The organism is Moraxella sp. CTOTU49803 (assembly GCF_032097965.1).
Lineage (GTDB): Bacteria > Pseudomonadota > Gammaproteobacteria > Pseudomonadales > Moraxellaceae > Faucicola > Faucicola tetraodonis.
In genome coordinates, this window is record NZ_DAMCJP010000004.1 from 91484 (window position 1) to 107035 (window position 15552).

The following is a 15552-nucleotide window of genomic DNA, read 5'->3' on the forward strand; positions in this document are numbered from 1 at the left end:
TTTTATCCTTCAACAAAAGGTCAATTATGGAACCGATGGTCGTCATGGCAGCCCGCGCTGCACAAAAAGTAGGTCAAGAGATTTTAAATGCACACAACAATCGCCACAAGCTAGAGTTCACGATTGAAAGCAAAGGCTTAGATGGTTTGGTGACCCAAATCGACCGTTATAGCGAAGAATTATTGATCGCGATGCTCAAAGAAAGTTACCCAACCCACTCATTTTTGGGTGAAGAGTTTGGGCTACAAGAAGGCAAGGGCAATGATAAAGACTGGTGCTGGGTCATTGATCCATTAGATGGTACCCACAACTTTATTCATGGCTTACCGCATTTTTGTGTCTCAATCGGCGTGCAAAAAAATGGCGTCACCGAACATGGCATCATCTATGACCCAGTGCGTGATGAGATGTTCTCAGCCAGTCGTGGTAAAGGCGCCCGTCTCAACCAACGCCGTATCAGCGTCAGTGAGCATAAAACCATTGATGGCGGCTTTTTTACCACAGGTCATCCGCTTGAGCGTAACCGCGCGGAAGGTAGAGTATCGTATGCCAAAGAGCATTTTGAAAGCTTACAAAAAATCTGCGAACAAGGCGGTCAAGTGCGCCGTGTGGGCTCGGCCGCGTTAGATTTGGCCTATGTAGCAGCGGGACGGTTTGATGGTTATTTTGAAATGTCTATCAAACCTTGGGATATCTGCGCCGGTGAGTTAATTGTCACGGAAGCGCGCGGTACTGTGGTTGACCATACAGGCGCACACAATGCGATGCAAACAGGTTCTATCTTTGCGGCAAATATCAAACTGTTAAAACCATTGATGCAAACTGTGGTGCCAGTTTGGGGCAGTGCCGTAAAAGGCTGATGTTACTGTGACATTAAAAACGCGCTAACTAATGGCGCGTTTTTTTATTTCATAATCAATTTGCAAAAAAATAGGCTAAGCTAAAGAGGTTAAGTTAAGCAGATAGACAACAACGTTGGCATAATACCAAGGCTGGCATAATAAGAGATGGCAATATAAAAACGGCAATCAGTATTCACTGATTGCCGTCCTCGTTCTATATGCTGTTTTATAGCATCTTATTTATAGTATCTTGCTAAAAATCACCTAAATTGCGTATGTTAGAAAGGCTATCTTTCAATATACTGTAATTTATTGGGTACGCCATCCCATTCTTTGGCATCGGGTAGTGGGTCATGCATGGCTGAGATGTTTGGCCATTTTTCGGCAAGTTCTGCATTCAGTTCGATGTATATTTCTTGACCTTTTGGCACTTCATCTTCTGAGAAAATCGCATTGGCAGGGCATTCTGGCTCACACAGCGCACAGTCAATACATTCATCAGGATGGATGACCAAAAAATTCGGACCTTCATAGAAACAGTCCACAGGACAGACTTCAACGCAGTCAGTATATTTACAACGAACACAGTTATCAGTAACGACGAAAGTCATGGCGGTGGCTACCTTTTTTTAGTTGCACAAATGTTAAAAGTATAAAAAATACAATCATATTATTTTAGCGCGTTACGCTTTTTTTAACAATTCCTTTAATGAATAAATAAATTCTAACGCCTGTTTCGGCGTCAGCTCGTCAGGGTTTAGGGTGTTTAGTTGTTGGCTAAGTTTATATTCATCAGTCTTCAAAGCTTGATAGTCAGCCGCTGCACTTTGCAAATCCAGACCTATTTGTTTCTTGTCTTCTGATGGATAGGGTAAAGAATTGTTGGGCAAACTTTTTTGCTCGCTTTGGTTATCCAAATAATATTGCGCTTGGGCTAATAAGTCTTGCGGCAAACCTGCCATTTTGGCGACATGCAATCCAAAACTGCGATGCGTTGCCCCGGGTGCGATTTTATGCAATAGCAGCAACTGTCCGTTGATTTCTTGGGTGACAAGGTGCTGATTAAACATTTTGGGGTGGCGCTCAGCCAGTTCCGTGAGCTCAAAATAATGGGTGGCAAAGAGGGTCAAACAGCCAATTTTTTCTGCTAAATAATTCACGCACGCATGCGCAATCGCTAGACCATCTTGGGTGCTGGTGCCACGACCGACTTCATCCATGAGTACCAATGAGTTGGCATTGGCTTGGTTCATGATATTGGCGGTTTCGATCATCTCGACCATAAAGGTTGATTTACCACTTGCCAAGTCATCTGCCGAGCCAATGCGGGTAAAAATCCGCTCAATACGACCGAGCGTCACCGACTGCGCAGGGACATACGCGCCACAACAAGCAAGTAGCACGATGAGGGCGGTTTGACGCATGTAAGTTGACTTACCGCCCATATTGGGCCCTGTAATGAGCATTAATCGTTCAAGTTGGGTGGCTGTTCCCATGACACAGTCATTGGCGACAAATGGGTCAAGCGATGCCGTCTGATGGTGAGCTTGACGCTGTTGACCTGCTTCAACCACGATATGGCGTCCGCCTTGGATATTGAGGCTTGCGGTATCATCCGTGGTATTAAACAACGGGCGGCACCAGTTTTTATTATGGTGAGAGCGATTCTGCAAACGCGTTAGGCTGACCCAATTGGCAAGTACGTCCAAATACCCAATCGCTTTGGCAAGGCGCTGCAGCTCACCAAGCTGTGACTTGAGCTGACGCAGCAGATTTTCATAGATACGCTTCTCAAGGGTCAACGCTTGCCCTTGAGCCGATAAATAGGATTCTTCAATGGTTTTGAGCGCTGGCGTGATAAAGCGTTCGGCATTTTTGAGCGTTTGACGGCGAGTAAAATATTCAGGCGCGTTCTTGGCTTGTAGGGCGCTGAGTTCAAAATAAAATCCGCTCACTTTATTAAAGCCCACTTTGAGCATGGGCAAGTTATTTTTTTGCCGCTCTTGCACCGCCAATTCTTCCAATGTTTGCTCGATATTGCCATGCAGATTTTGTAATTCATCAAGCTGTGGGTCATAGCCCTTTTTTATCATGCCGCCATCACGGATGTGGGCGGGCGGCTCATCGACAATCGCTTGCTCTAGCAAGGCATAGATATTGGCAAAGCTATCAGTTAAGGCTAAGTCAGGTAGCTGTTTGCTAAGCATGGCAAGCAAAGGTGTCTCGGCAGTTAGCGTCGTTATGGTGGTAAAATCAAAATGTTGCTGTAACTGCTTTGACAACGCTAACGCTTGCGCCAGACTCAGACGCAATTTGAGCAAATCGGTCGGTTTTGCTGAACCCAAGCCAATGCGTCCCCCAATCCGTTCGATATCGCTGATTTCGCTTAAGGTTTGTTTAAGCAATTCAAACGCTTCTATCGGCAATGTCATCAGTTGTTCAACCGCATCAAGCCTGCGGTTAATCAGGGTGACATTGCGTAGCGGTCGGTGCAAATGATGCACCAAAGCGCGTTTGCCCATCGGCGTTTGGCAGTGATCAATCACCGATAATAGCGAAATACCCGATGCCAACACGGGTTTAAAAATTTCCAAATTTTGCTGACTGATGGTATCAAGCTGCAAAAAATCGCCGTTATGCTCGAGCTGCAGGCTGCGAATATGGCGTAAATCAGCTTGCTGGGTCTGTTTGCCGTAATGCAGCACAACCGATGCCGATGAGATGGCAAGCGGTTTTTGCTCAATGCCAAACCCTGCCAGCGTGGTGACGCTTAGATGCTGGGTCAGATGTTCAAGCGCGTTATTGGGCAGAAAATAACTGTGCGGCTGTGACAAAATCGGCGGCAGACTAGCTGTTGGACTATTTGCGCTCAGACAATCCTGCAAAAAATGTTGCCATGCCTCAGACAGCTGCTCATCTATCAGCACTTCACTGGGATCAAAGCGGGCGAGTGCGTTAGCAAGCTCGCTTTGTAACGCAGTATGGCTATCGCAGTTAAGCTCAGTGACGCGGATTTGCCCTTGCGCCAAATCCAGCTGCGCCAATCCCACCGACATTTGCTGTTTGGCAAAGCTGATCGCGACGACCGTTGGCGTCTGCCCTTGGGTGATGAGGTTATCATCGGTCAGCGTTCCTGCGGTCAAGGTACGGACGACTTTACGTTCCATAATCTTAGCGGCATTGGCTTTTGTTTTGCTGGTTTTTTTTGCTATGCTCTTGGCTGCAGAGTCTGTTGCTGCAATGTTGTCTTCAAGGTTGTGTTCTGGATTCTCTTCTGAGCCGTATTCAGGCTTTTCTTCTTCGACTTGTTCACAGACCACCACGGTTTGCCCGGCATTAATCAGCCGAGCAATATAGCCGTCTGCCGAATGAAACGGCACGCCTGCCATCGGGATGGTATTGCCCTGTTTATCTTTGCCACGTCGGGTCAAGGTGATGCCCAAAATATCGGCAGCAAGCTTGGCATCATCGAAAAACAGCTCATAGAAATCACCCATCCGGTACAGCACCAAGGCATGCGGATAATCCGCTTTTAGCGTGAGATATTGCTGCATCATGGGGGTGTGATGGTCAAGATTGTGAGGCATGGTCTGGGGCATAATAGTTAGACGTTATGAAATTAAGCATCAGGTGCGTTTGTCGCACCATGTTGGGTGTGTGAGGTTGGTTAAGGCTGGCATGCACAAATGCACATTAGTTCCAACCTATTTTTTCGAACTTATTTACCAGCTTATTTAAAAGCTTAAAGCGATGCGATTTTTGAGATCCAATGCTGTTTTTCAGCATCCCCTATAAAAGACGCGTTAAAGCTGTTGATTGCCAATTGTTTGATATCGTCATTTGATAGCGCTAACGCTTGCTCAATAGCGACAAAGTTGTCATTCATATAGCCACCAAAATACGCCGGGTCATCTGAGTTCACCGTCACGCACACGCCTCGGTGCAGCATGGTTTTGATATTGTGCTCGCCCATGTCTTGCACCACTTTTAGTTTAAGATTACTTAATGGACACACCGTCAACGGCATTTGCTCCGCTATCAAGTATTGCATGAGTTTATCATCTTCTGCCGAGCGCACACCGTGATCGATACGATTGACCTTTAGCAAATCCAACGCTTGCCAAACATACGCGGGATCGCCTTCTTCGCCCGCATGCGCAACCGTCAAAAACCCAAGCGCTCGAGCTTTGGCAAATACCCGTTCAAACTTGGCTGGTGGATTGCCCACTTCGCTAGAGTCAAGCCCCACGCCAATGATATTATCTTTAAATGGCAACGCCTGCTGAAGGGTGGCAAACGCGCTGTCTTCGCTCAAATGACGCAAAAAACACAAGATCCAATGCGAGGTGATGCCCATTTTTGCTTTGGCATCTAAGCTTGCTTGATAAAGCCCTTGAAAACAGGTAGCAAAATCCACCCCCCGCTCTGTATGGGTCTGTGGGTCAAAGAAAATCTCCGTATGCACCACATTATCAGCCTGGCATTTTTCAAAATACGCCCACGCTAAATCATAAAAATCCTGCTGTTTGACCAAAACGTTTGCGCCGGCATAGTAGATATCCAAAAACGATTGTAAATTATGAAAATTGTAGGCATTTTTGACGTCTTCAATGGTTTGGTAGGGTATATCGATTTGGTTGCGTTTAGCGATGGCAAACATCAGCTCCGGCTCAAACGTGCCTTCGATATGCACGTGTAGTTCGGCTTTGGGTAATTGATGAATCAGTTGTTGTGGCGTCAATGTGGCAGTCATAGCAAACTCGATAGCATAATGGCAAAGATGGCGTTAAAATCTTCCAAGAAAATTTCAACAATGAAAATTTCGAAAATAAAGCTCAATTATGGGGATGGATTCATAAAGATAAAGATAATAGAGGCGAGCGGTTCAAACTTACAGGCTGTCATAACCTTGTATCTAAAAAAAGCAAACCCATATATAATAGCAAAATTTATTTTGAACACCTTTATTAACCGTCATCGTATTAAAAGTCATCGCACTTATTGATTTGAGCACTTTAGGAAAATCCTCGTATGTTAGGCAAAATGATAGGCAAGGTTATCGGCACCAAAAACGACCGTGAGCTTAAGCGAATGCGTAAGTTGGTCGACAAAATCAACGCCTTAGAACCCAAAATCCAGCCCCTCTCTGACGAGGCATTAAAACAGAAAACTGCGGAATTTAAAACCCAGTTTGAGCAGGGTACTAGCCTAGATACCATTTTACCTGAAGCCTTTGCGGTCTGCCGTGAAGCCTCAAGCCGTGTCCTTGGCATGCGTCACTACGATGTACAGCTCATCGGGGGTATCACCCTGCACGAAGGTAAAATCGCCGAGATGCGCACGGGTGAAGGTAAAACCTTGATGGCAACGCTTGCGATATATCTCAACGCGATTAGCGGTAAAGGCGTGCATGTGGTCACCGTCAATGACTACTTGGCAAGCCGTGATGCCGAATTAAACCGCCCGTTGTTTGACTTTTTGGGCTTGACTGTCGGCGTGATTTACTCACAGCAAGACCCGATGGAAAAATTTGAGGCCTATGCCGCAGATATTACCTACGGTACCAACAACGAATACGGCTTTGACTACCTGCGTGACAATATGGTATTTCGCCTAGATGAGAAAAAACAGCGCGGACTCAACTATTGTATCATCGATGAGATTGACTCGATTTTGATTGATGAAGCGCGTACGCCGCTGATTATCTCGGGTCAAGCCGAAGACTCATCCGCCATGTACAGGCTGATTGACACCATCATCCCGCGCCTCAAACGCTCAGAAACCGAAGAAGGCAACCGCGAAAACCGTGAGCAGGATTTTTGGATTGATGAAAAAAATCGTCAAATCGAAATCAGCGAAAAAGGCTACGAGAAAATCGAAAAATTCTTGGTAGAAAAAGGCGAGCTTGGCGAAAATGAGAGCCTATATAGCCCAACGCGCTTGCCACTACTAGCCCACGTTCAAGCCGCGATTCGTGCGCACCATTTATTTGTTAAAAACATTCACTATATCGTGCATGAAGGCGAAGTCATCATTGTCGATGAAAACACAGGGCGTACCATGCCGGGTCGCCGCTGGTCAGAAGGTTTGCACCAAGCGGTTGAAGCCAAAGAACAAGTTGAAATCCAAGCCGAAAACCAAACGCTTGCCACCACGACATTCCAAAATTATTTCCGTCTGTATGACAAACTCTCAGGCATGACAGGTACAGCCGATACCGAAGCTGCGGAATTTAAACAAACTTACGATTTAGATGTGGTGATTATCCCCACCCACAAACCGATTCAGCGTATTGACCTTGATGACCAAATTTTCCTAAGTAAAATGGGCAAATATCAAGGCATCATTCGCGAAATCAAACGCATTCAAGAAAAACAGGCACCGATTTTGGTGGGGACGGCAACCATTGAAGCCAGTGAAGTGCTTTCAGAGTTACTGACGCAAGAAGGCATTCAACATAACGTCCTCAATGCCAAACAGCACGAGCGTGAAGCCGATATTATCGCGCAAGCGGGTAGACCCAATGCGGTCACTATTGCCACCAACATGGCAGGTCGCGGTACTGATATTATCTTGGGGGGTAACTGGCAAGCAGAGCTCGCCAAAATCGACAACGTCACCCCTGAAATGAAAGAGCAAGCCTATGCCGAATGGCAAGTGCGAAACCAGCAAGTGCTGGAAGCGGGTGGTTTACATATCATCGGTTCTGAGCGTCACGAATCGCGCCGTATTGATAACCAATTGCGCGGTCGTGCGGGTCGTCAAGGTGACCCTGGGGAGTCGCGTTTTTTCTTGTCGCTTGAAGATGACTTGATGCGGATTTTCGCTGGCGATCGCGTGGTGAATATGATGCGCGCCATGGGGCTAAAAGAAGACGAAGCCATTGAGCACAAAATGGTGTCACGCTCGATTGAAAACGCCCAAAGAAAAGTGGAAAACCGCGACTTTGATGCCCGTAAGAGCCTACTCAAATACGATGACGTTGCCAACGAACAACGTAAGGTTATCTATAAACAGCGCGACGAACTGCTTGCCGAAAGTAATCTACAAGCAGGTATTGAAGCGATGCACTACGATGTATACAATGCCTTGATTGACCAATTCGTGCCACCAGGCTCGATTGATGACCAATGGGACATTGATGGGCTTGAAGACGAGCTTGAAAATGAGTTTCGTATTTATATGCCAATCAATGACTGGCTAGATGCCGATCGTCGTTTGGATGAAGAAGGTTTACGCCAAAAAATCATTGAGGCTGCGCTACTCAACTACCGCGCTCGCCGTGAGCAAATGGGTGAAGAAAATGCTGCCCAGCTTGAGCGTCACTTTATGCTATCTAGCCTAGATAAGCATTGGAAAGAACATTTAAACCAAATGGATCAACTGCGTAAAGGTATCCATCTACGCGGCTATGCGCAAAAAAATCCTGAGCAAGAATATAAATCTGAATCTTTCTCATTGTTCCAAAGTATGCTCGGTGCTATCAAGTCTGAAACCGTGCAAGATTTAGCGCGTGTGCATATCCCAACGCCAGAAGAAATCGCTGAGCTTGAGCGCCAGCAACGTGAACAAGCCGAGATGATGCCTCTGCATTTTGAGCACCAGGAAATGAATGGCGTGACCAGTGAGCTGAGTGACGATGAAGACATGATTGCGCGTAACAGCCAACAACGCACGCGCGCCACGTATTCATTTGGTCTTAGCGGCTCAGCCGCGGCAACCGCTCGTCCTGAGATGGCTGAAAACGGTGAAAATCCTTATGCCAACTTAGCCATTAGCCGAAATGCCCCTTGTCCATGTGGTTCGGGTTTAAAATACAAGCAATGCCATGGCAAAATTTAAGGTGATATCATTATCATCTTTGAATTAGCAACCTCATTGATTGAACAATTTTTACTATATAGACTATCAAGTACGTTGTCGGGTTGAGCGATTTATTGATAGTAGAGGATTACCCATGCAAAACACCCTAGCAAAAATCACCATGCTGAGTTTAGTATCGGCGCTTACGTTGACAGCTTGTGATAAAAAGACAGACAGCACAGACAATGCCGCGGCAGCATCAGCGGCAGAATCACAAGCCGTACCAATGTCAGCTGCGCCTGCCGATGAAAAAAATAGCGCCGCTGTGACCGAAGCCAATGCCACCGTAGATGCCGGTCCTGACGCTACCAGCGCCAGTGGCACGGCAGCGACCCCTGTTGATGCGATGCCAGCGAGTAGCACTGAGGCAGACGCTACAGATGACGGCGGCGCGGATAATTCAGACATGGATAAGATTACGGAAAATGATACCGTCATTGACAATGCACCTGCTTCGCCCAACGCACCAAAAGCCAGCGATGATGCAGCGCCTGCCGTCGGTAACCAAAAGGTTGGTCAATAACAACTAAACCCACAAAAAAAGCTGATACCCATCAGCTTTTTTTAACGCTTCATCTAAACGCTATTCAAACTAAATGCTGTTCAAATAATTATCAAAACGCACGATATCATTTGATAGGCTTAGGTTGGGCGATTGGTTTGCAAGAAAAGGCGCTGATTTAGGTCGTTTGACTACCACCATACCATTGGGGGTTATTTGCGCCAACGCCGCCGACAATAATTGTTGGGCTTGCGCAATCGACGGTGGGGTGGTCACAGTATGCAACATCTGCATATGTTTATTAACCGCTGATTTGTAGCTATCGGCGGGAAACATCGGATCTAGATAGACACGGTCGACTTTTGGCAATTTAGCCAGCAATTCTATCGCATCGCCGTGATAAATCGTTAATCGACTCATCAATTTTTGCCAGTTGCGATGCTGCGCCATTTTTTGCTGTTCTAGTTGCAGTAGCAAAAACATGATTGGCTGCTGTTCAAGTAAAGTCACACTGGCACCGGTACTTGCCAAGATTAGGCTATCATGCCCAAACCCTGCGGTTGCATCAATGATAGTCATGTTAGCTTGTAGCTGCATGGCTTTGAGTAGCAGCTCAGTTTTTTTGCCCGCTTTGACCACCCGCTGTTGTAGGCTTTGCCAATTGGGGCTGACTTTCATGCCCGCTGCGATGACAAAAACATCGCCTAGCTCATCAATCAGCACACTGTTATCATCGACTGATTTCAGCCATTTTTGAGTTACTTTGCTAGTAATCTTTTGTGGTTGTAAATTGACGGATAGAAGGGTGAGTATGGTTTCGACGTTTGCCAAACGCTGCTCGCTTGGCAAAGTGTCAACGTAATACAGTTGGATTGATTGATGAGATAGCATGGCGAATTAAATATAGCCCAGCATACCAGCGATGAGTACCAGTACGCCTACCACGATGCGCCACCAAGCAAAAATCGTAAAATCACGGGTACTGACCCAGTTAACCAACCATTTGATGAAAATCATAGCAAAAATAAATGAGACTACCACACCCACTGCCATGATGGTCCAGTCTTCAGCGCTGGTCAAAATATGATGGTTTTTGGTCAGGTCTAATAGCCCAGCACCCACTAATACAGGAATCCCTAAAAAGAAAGAATATTCTGCCGATGCCTTACGTGATACCCCCAAAAATAGGGAGCCAATAATGGTAGAACCAGAGCGAGAAGTACCAGGAATCAAGGCAAGACATTGAATCAAACCAATGATAATCGCCGTTTTAATATCAATATCTTCGGCTTCGGCATATTTGACCGTATGTTTGTGTTGTTGGCGCTCTGCCCAAAAGATAATCAAACCACCGACAATCAATGAGATTGCCACCACAGTTGGGTTAAATAACGCCGCTTTTAACGCTTTATCAAACAGCAAACCTATCAGCATAATCGGGATGGTGGAAATAATCAGCGAGATACCCAATTGACGCGGGTTTTTACGTTCAGGGTCTTTACCCGTAATAAGTCCCATCAAGGCACGCCATAACCGTCCCCAGTACAAATAAATTACCGCTGAAATCGCACCCAGCTGAATGACGACGATAAACAAGTCGGCTTTATCTTTGGTCCAAAAATTTAACAGGGAATCGGCAAGAATTAAATGCCCGGTACTTGAAATCGGTAAAAATTCGGTAATGCCCTCAACCATGCCCATGATGATGGCTTTAAAAATCAAAATAAGATCCATAACGTATCCAACAATGTTAGTTATTAACAGTCAAAGCTAACAATTTTTGCGCTTATAACAATATAAAGGGTAGCGAGTCAAACTTAACACAATCTGAGTACTCATCCGACAACTTAAGGGTTTTGTTGTTCGGCTAGCGTTTTCCACGCATTATTTCTTAAATAAACCGGCAGTGCCAGCTCAGCAGGAACGGATTGGTGCTGCTGATACAAGGCTAGCCCAAGTTTGGCAATGATAACTGCTGATGGGCGAATATCGGCAAAGATGGCTTGACCTAACTTCGCATTGACCAAGGTTGCGCCATTCCCTACTAAGGCTACGTCTTTATCTATCACACTGTCATAATCAAGTAAATGCTCAGTAGCGCCTGCCACAAGCTGCATGATACCATCGCTCATGGCATATTCACCGGCGTACACTTGGTTCATGCGCGCATCTGTCAGCGCCAATACGTGGGGGCGTTGGTGTCGTTCAAATGCCGATTGGGCGATAGCTTGCAGGCTTGATACCGGCAAACAAGGCACATCATGGGCAAAGGCGATGGCTTGCGCTACCGCCGTATTAATGCGTATGCCACTAAAAGCACCGGGACCTCGATTAAAAGCAATCGCAGTCAGTTGTGACCAATCAATCGATGATGCTGTCATCAGCGCGTGTATCATCGGCAAAATTTGCTGAGTTTGTAGACGATTTCCCGTAAGCGTCTGTTCAGCGATGACATTACCTGCTAAATCTACGAATGCCACTGAGCATTGGTCAAACACACTTTCAAGTGCCAAAATCATAACAAATTGCCTTTACCGTTTGCAGAAATCATGCGCTTAAAGCACACAAATTTTGCCTAAAAAATTGCTTGGTATAATACCACTAAAAACAAATTTGAGCATAATTTAGTTAACAGGGATTTAAGCAAAAATGCCCTCAATCCCGTCAATAAAATGCTATAATCCTCACTATTTCTAAGGGTTTAAGGGCAGTTTATTGAGGCAAATAACGAACGGTTAACAATGGTTTGCAAAGTCATTCAAAGTCCCTCAAAGTCACTTTGCTGCACAATTTTATAGCGTGTGTTATAGCGTTTTTTATCAGTAATTTAAGTTTTATTTGTCGGTTAAATGGGTAGATAGGTTATGAGCGGTAAAATAATTTTTGATAATGGCAAGCATCAGTGCATTATGTTTAGTGATTTGGTAAAAGGTGATGGTATTCAGTCCAATCAATTTTTAATTTTGCACTCAGATGAAGAAACTGTCGGCGCGATTATTGACCCAGGTGGAGATTTGACCTATACACCGCTAACACTAGCACTGCTCAAACATACGGATATAAGGCATATCCGCTATGTGATTGGCTCACACCAAGACCCCGATATCATTGCGTCATTGCCACGTTGGCTACTGCATACCCAAGCCAATATCGTCATCTCAAGGTTGTGGGAGCGTTTTTTACCGCATCTTAACTCCGCGTTTACCACTGACCGTCTGCAAGAAGGGTATCTTAAGCGCTTGATTGCGTTGCCAGATGAAGGCGCGGTGTTGCCTTTGGGAAAAACCCAGTTATTTGCTTTGCCTGCGCATTTTCTGCATTCAGAAGGTAATTTTCAGTTTTATGACCCCATCAGCAAAATTTTATTTTCAGGCGATATGGGGGCTTCGTTGCTCGGTGATGCGAATGTGCCAGTGGAAGATTTTGACGCGCATATTCCGACCATGCGAGGGTTTCATCAGCGCTACATGGTCAGTAATAAAGTCACCCGTTTTTGGGCAGATGCGGTTCGGCAGTTAGATGTCGAGATGATTGTGCCGCAGCATGGCAAATCTTTTGTTGGCAAAGCCATGATTAATCGCTTTTTGGATTGGATAGGCAATTTGCCTTGCGGGGTTGATTTGCGTACACAAGACGATTATGACTATGCAGGGCTGATTAATAGTGTTAAAGTTGACTGATTTGTTGTTTTAGTCGATGATGTCTTGTACTGTTACCCCTGTTTTTGGAAAATTTGCCAACTCATACGATGCCGCCACGCCGATTCAATCGCAGGTGGCAGAGCACTTGGCACAGCTCATTGTGCGTAACCATACCGGCGTAACCGATATGTGCGTGGTGGATGTGGGCTGTGGCACAGGAAAATTGACCCAAGCGGTGATGTCAAAGTTTTTACAAAATGCAGCGTTAGCTTCCGCTCAGTTATATGGCGTCGATACTGCTGCCAGTATGCTTGCAATTTGGCAACAGCGAGTCGAGCATCTTTTGTCGATGCCGCAGTCATCTACCTCATCCCCACCAACTTCTCCAATGACGCTATACAGCCAAGCGCTTTGCGCCAATATGGCAGATACGGCATTGGCAAATCAATCTGCCGATTTGGTGATGAGTAGTTTTGCCCTTCATTGGACGTCGCCAAGCGTTATCGCAGAGCTTGGGCGCATCGTCAAAACCAAAGGTCAGCTGCATTTGGCGATTCCGGTGGCAGGTTCTTTTCATGAAGTCAGTCAGCGCTTTCCCAAGTTACCTGTTTTTGATTTTTTACCCAGTCACGCTTGGCTAGCGGCGATACACACTTTGCAGCAACAGCGTCAAGGTACGCTAATTTATCACACCGAGCAATCGTTTGCTGCCTCTTATGACAATCTAAAAAGTCTGTTAAAAAATCTCAAGCAAATGGGCGGCGCCGTCTCTGGCAAAGATAGCATCGATACGGCGACATTTAGACGCTATCTGCAAGACCAATCGCCGATTGGGCTGGATTACCAACTGCTGATGATTGGCTTACAGCTGTAAGGGTAACAAATTTATCGACGATTTGGCTAACGTTTAGCGTTACACTATTGCTTAGTGTGACACTATTGGCTAGCGCTATGCTAGCGTCAACCTTCTATTCCTTTTTGATTAGTTTAATTAAACATGCTATGACTACACACACTCTGTCTTTTAAAGATAAGCTACAAGCCTATATTCACTTGACCCGCTTTGATAAGCCTGTGGGCATTGAACTGGTGTTTTGGTCGACTTTATGGGCGGTGTTTTTGGCGGCAAAAGGATTTGAGCAACTCCCACCTTGGCATGTGGTGGCAATCTTTGCGGTGGGTGCGGTGTTGATGCGAGCGGCAGGCTGTGCCATCAATGACTTTGCTGATAGAAAAGTCGATGGCCATGTGTCGCGAACCAAAGGTAGGCCGCTGGCGGATGGTCGCTTGACGGGTAAAGAAGCGGTTTGGACGTTTTTAATTTTATCTTGGGTGAGTGCAGCGCTATTAGTATTTTTGCCCGTGCAGGTTTTTATTTGGTCATTTGGTGCGGTGGCGCTGGCATTTATCTATCCGTTTATGAAACGCTTTACCCATTTGCCGCAAGTGTTTTTGGCGGCGGCTTTCGGCTGGGCGATTCCGATGGCGTATGTTGCGGTATCGCAAGTATTAACGGGGCAGACCGAGGTTGATATTTGGTGCTGGCTGCTGTTTTTCGGCTATATGTGCTGGACGGTGGCTTATGATACCCAATATGCGATGGCAGATCGTGAGGATGATTTAAAAATCGGGGTCAAATCCACCGCGATTTTATTTGGTAAACACGATGTGTTGATAATTAGCCTACTTCAAGGGGTGTTTTTGCTCAGTTTGTCGGGCGTGTTTTGGCATTATTTTGGCGCGCTTTCAGTATTGGCGCTGCTACCTATCGTTGCCATGTTTTACCGACAAAATAAACAATGTCTGACCTACGATCGTAAGCTTTGCTTTAACGCATTTTTAGACAACGTGTGGGTAGGGCGCTATGTATTTTTGCTAATCGTGATACTGAGTGTATCGGCACTTCGAGGATAAACTGTGATAAACATAAAAAACGCCTAAATTTGATTGTAAGCGTTTTTTTTGATTAGAGCCATAATTTGACTATAACCATAATTTTATAGGCAGATTGAGTCCAAGGCGGTTGGTGAGTTGGTTATTGTTAAGCGAAACAATCCGCTCAGCAAATAACCCCACCACCATAGGCAGCAGTTGGTGTTCCATCGCATGAACGCGCTGCTGTAATTGGCTAGCATTTTCAGCCGCGTTGACGCAGGTCACCGCTTGGGCGATGACTTCCCCCGCATCGAGTTCGCTCGTTACCAAATGCACGCTGCAACCATGATAGCGCTCGCCAGATTGTAGCACACGGGTATGGGTATCTAAGCCTTTATAATTGGGTAGCAGTGACGGGTGCAGATTTATCATGGGCACGTTTAATCCATCCTTGCTGGTGACACCATCAATAAACAGCGGCGTTAAAATCCGCATAAATCCTGCCAACACCACCAAATCAGGTTGCCACGCGCGCAATTCTTGCAGTGCCCGTTGTTCAAAACCGACACGGGTATATTTTTTGCCATTATCGTCACGCGCAATCACTGCGGTTGCAATATTAGCTTGCTGCTCATTGGCAAGGCGGATGCGCTCAAGTGCATAGGCATCGGCTTTATTACTAATCACGCCCACGATTTGAATGTTTAATAATTGCTGCAGCTGCTTATCAATTAATACTTGCAGGTTACTGCCACTGCCAGAGACGAGGACGGCAATTTTTAACGGGGTAGGGTTTGTCATGTTCAACTTCATAAGGATAGCAAAGCAA

General features: G+C 45.8%; 13 protein-coding genes. 6 read left to right on the forward strand and 7 right to left on the reverse strand.

Going from position 1 to position 15552, the window contains the following annotated elements; translation table 11 throughout:
- Positions 1–26 precede the first annotated feature (26 nt).
- A complete protein-coding gene (locus RT422_RS06765) occupies positions 27–860 on the forward strand; it encodes an inositol monophosphatase family protein (RefSeq protein ID WP_313421730.1) in 834 nt (277 codons plus the stop codon).
- 269 nt (positions 861–1129) lie between these two features.
- Here RT422_RS06765 and fdxA read toward each other — a convergent pair whose 3' ends face one another.
- From fdxA to RT422_RS06780, 3 genes are all read right to left on the reverse strand, one after another.
- Positions 1130–1453: a ferredoxin FdxA gene (gene fdxA, locus RT422_RS06770; RefSeq protein WP_007115596.1), complete on the reverse strand. Its 324-nt coding sequence runs from the start codon at positions 1451–1453 to the stop codon at positions 1130–1132.
- A 72-nt stretch (positions 1454–1525) separates the two neighbouring features.
- Entirely contained in the window at positions 1526–4441 is a 2916-nt protein-coding gene (mutS, locus tag RT422_RS06775) for a DNA mismatch repair protein MutS (protein WP_313421731.1), read from the reverse strand.
- A 143-nt stretch (positions 4442–4584) separates the two neighbouring features.
- The gene (locus tag RT422_RS06780; RefSeq protein ID WP_409520117.1) at positions 4585–5595 is read right to left on the reverse strand and encodes an adenosine deaminase; all 1011 of its coding nucleotides are present in this window, start codon (positions 5593–5595) and stop codon (positions 4585–4587) included.
- Positions 5596–5873: 278 nt separating this feature from the next.
- Between RT422_RS06780 and secA the strand changes: the two genes are divergently transcribed.
- Positions 5874–8684 (forward strand): preprotein translocase subunit SecA, encoded by a 2811-nt coding sequence (gene secA / locus RT422_RS06785; RefSeq protein ID WP_313421732.1) that lies wholly within the window; start codon positions 5874–5876, stop codon positions 8682–8684.
- A gap of 115 nt (positions 8685–8799) precedes the next feature.
- On the forward strand, positions 8800–9228 hold the full coding sequence (locus RT422_RS06790) for a hypothetical protein (protein ID WP_313421733.1): 429 nt from the start codon (positions 8800–8802) through the stop codon (positions 9226–9228).
- Positions 9229–9297: 69 nt separating this feature from the next.
- Here the strand turns inward: RT422_RS06790 and RT422_RS06795 are convergent, their stop codons facing one another.
- The 3 genes from RT422_RS06795 to tsaB all read right to left on the reverse strand — a co-directional run bounded on the left by RT422_RS06795 (position 9298) and on the right by tsaB (position 11726).
- Positions 9298–10098, reverse strand: a complete 801-nt coding sequence (locus RT422_RS06795) for a class I SAM-dependent methyltransferase (protein ID WP_313421734.1) — start codon at positions 10096–10098, stop codon at positions 9298–9300.
- Positions 10099–10104: 6 nt separating this feature from the next.
- Complete coding sequence (locus tag RT422_RS06800; RefSeq protein WP_313421735.1) at positions 10105–10941, reverse strand: undecaprenyl-diphosphate phosphatase; 837 nt, start codon at positions 10939–10941, stop codon at positions 10105–10107.
- Positions 10942–11054: 113 nt separating this feature from the next.
- Entirely contained in the window at positions 11055–11726 is a 672-nt protein-coding gene (gene tsaB / locus RT422_RS06805; RefSeq protein WP_313421736.1) for a tRNA (adenosine(37)-N6)-threonylcarbamoyltransferase complex dimerization subunit type 1 TsaB, read from the reverse strand.
- 345 nt (positions 11727–12071) lie between these two features.
- Here tsaB and RT422_RS06810 point away from each other — a divergent pair, with 345 nt between their 5' ends.
- From RT422_RS06810 to ubiA, 3 genes are all read left to right on the forward strand, one after another.
- The gene (locus RT422_RS06810) at positions 12072–12887 is read left to right on the forward strand and encodes an MBL fold metallo-hydrolase (RefSeq protein WP_313421737.1); all 816 of its coding nucleotides are present in this window, start codon (positions 12072–12074) and stop codon (positions 12885–12887) included.
- A 16-nt stretch (positions 12888–12903) separates the two neighbouring features.
- The gene (locus RT422_RS06815) at positions 12904–13722 is read left to right on the forward strand and encodes a methyltransferase domain-containing protein (RefSeq protein WP_313421738.1); all 819 of its coding nucleotides are present in this window, start codon (positions 12904–12906) and stop codon (positions 13720–13722) included.
- A 128-nt stretch (positions 13723–13850) separates the two neighbouring features.
- Complete coding sequence (gene ubiA, locus RT422_RS06820) at positions 13851–14762, forward strand: 4-hydroxybenzoate octaprenyltransferase (protein WP_313421739.1); 912 nt, start codon at positions 13851–13853, stop codon at positions 14760–14762.
- A 69-nt stretch (positions 14763–14831) separates the two neighbouring features.
- Here the strand turns inward: ubiA and purN are convergent, their stop codons facing one another.
- Positions 14832–15524, reverse strand: coding sequence for a phosphoribosylglycinamide formyltransferase (gene purN, locus RT422_RS06825; RefSeq protein ID WP_099808424.1), 693 nt, complete (start codon positions 15522–15524; stop codon positions 14832–14834).
- Positions 15525–15552 lie beyond the last annotated feature (28 nt).

Coding starts and splice junctions, on each gene's coding strand:
- tsaB (WP_313421736.1), bottom strand. CDS start 11,726: ATGATTTTGGCACTTGAAAGTGTGTTTGACCAATGCTCAGTGGCATTC.
- mutS (WP_313421731.1), bottom strand. CDS start 4,441: ATGCCCCAGACCATGCCTCACAATCTTGACCATCACACCCCCATGATG.
- RT422_RS06790 (WP_313421733.1), top strand. CDS start 8,800: ATGCAAAACACCCTAGCAAAAATCACCATGCTGAGTTTAGTATCGGCG.
- RT422_RS06795 (WP_313421734.1), bottom strand. CDS start 10,098: ATGCTATCTCATCAATCAATCCAACTGTATTACGTTGACACTTTGCCA.
- secA (WP_313421732.1), top strand. CDS start 5,874: ATGTTAGGCAAAATGATAGGCAAGGTTATCGGCACCAAAAACGACCGT.
- fdxA (WP_007115596.1), bottom strand. CDS start 1,453: ATGACTTTCGTCGTTACTGATAACTGTGTTCGTTGTAAATATACTGAC.
- RT422_RS06780 (WP_409520117.1), bottom strand. CDS start 5,595: ATGACTGCCACATTGACGCCACAACAACTGATTCATCAATTACCCAAA.
- purN (WP_099808424.1), bottom strand. CDS start 15,524: ATGACAAACCCTACCCCGTTAAAAATTGCCGTCCTCGTCTCTGGCAGT.
- RT422_RS06815 (WP_313421738.1), top strand. CDS start 12,904: ATGATGTCTTGTACTGTTACCCCTGTTTTTGGAAAATTTGCCAACTCA.
- RT422_RS06800 (WP_313421735.1), bottom strand. CDS start 10,941: ATGGATCTTATTTTGATTTTTAAAGCCATCATCATGGGCATGGTTGAG.
- RT422_RS06765 (WP_313421730.1), top strand. CDS start 27: ATGGAACCGATGGTCGTCATGGCAGCCCGCGCTGCACAAAAAGTAGGT.
- ubiA (WP_313421739.1), top strand. CDS start 13,851: ATGACTACACACACTCTGTCTTTTAAAGATAAGCTACAAGCCTATATT.
- RT422_RS06810 (WP_313421737.1), top strand. CDS start 12,072: ATGAGCGGTAAAATAATTTTTGATAATGGCAAGCATCAGTGCATTATG.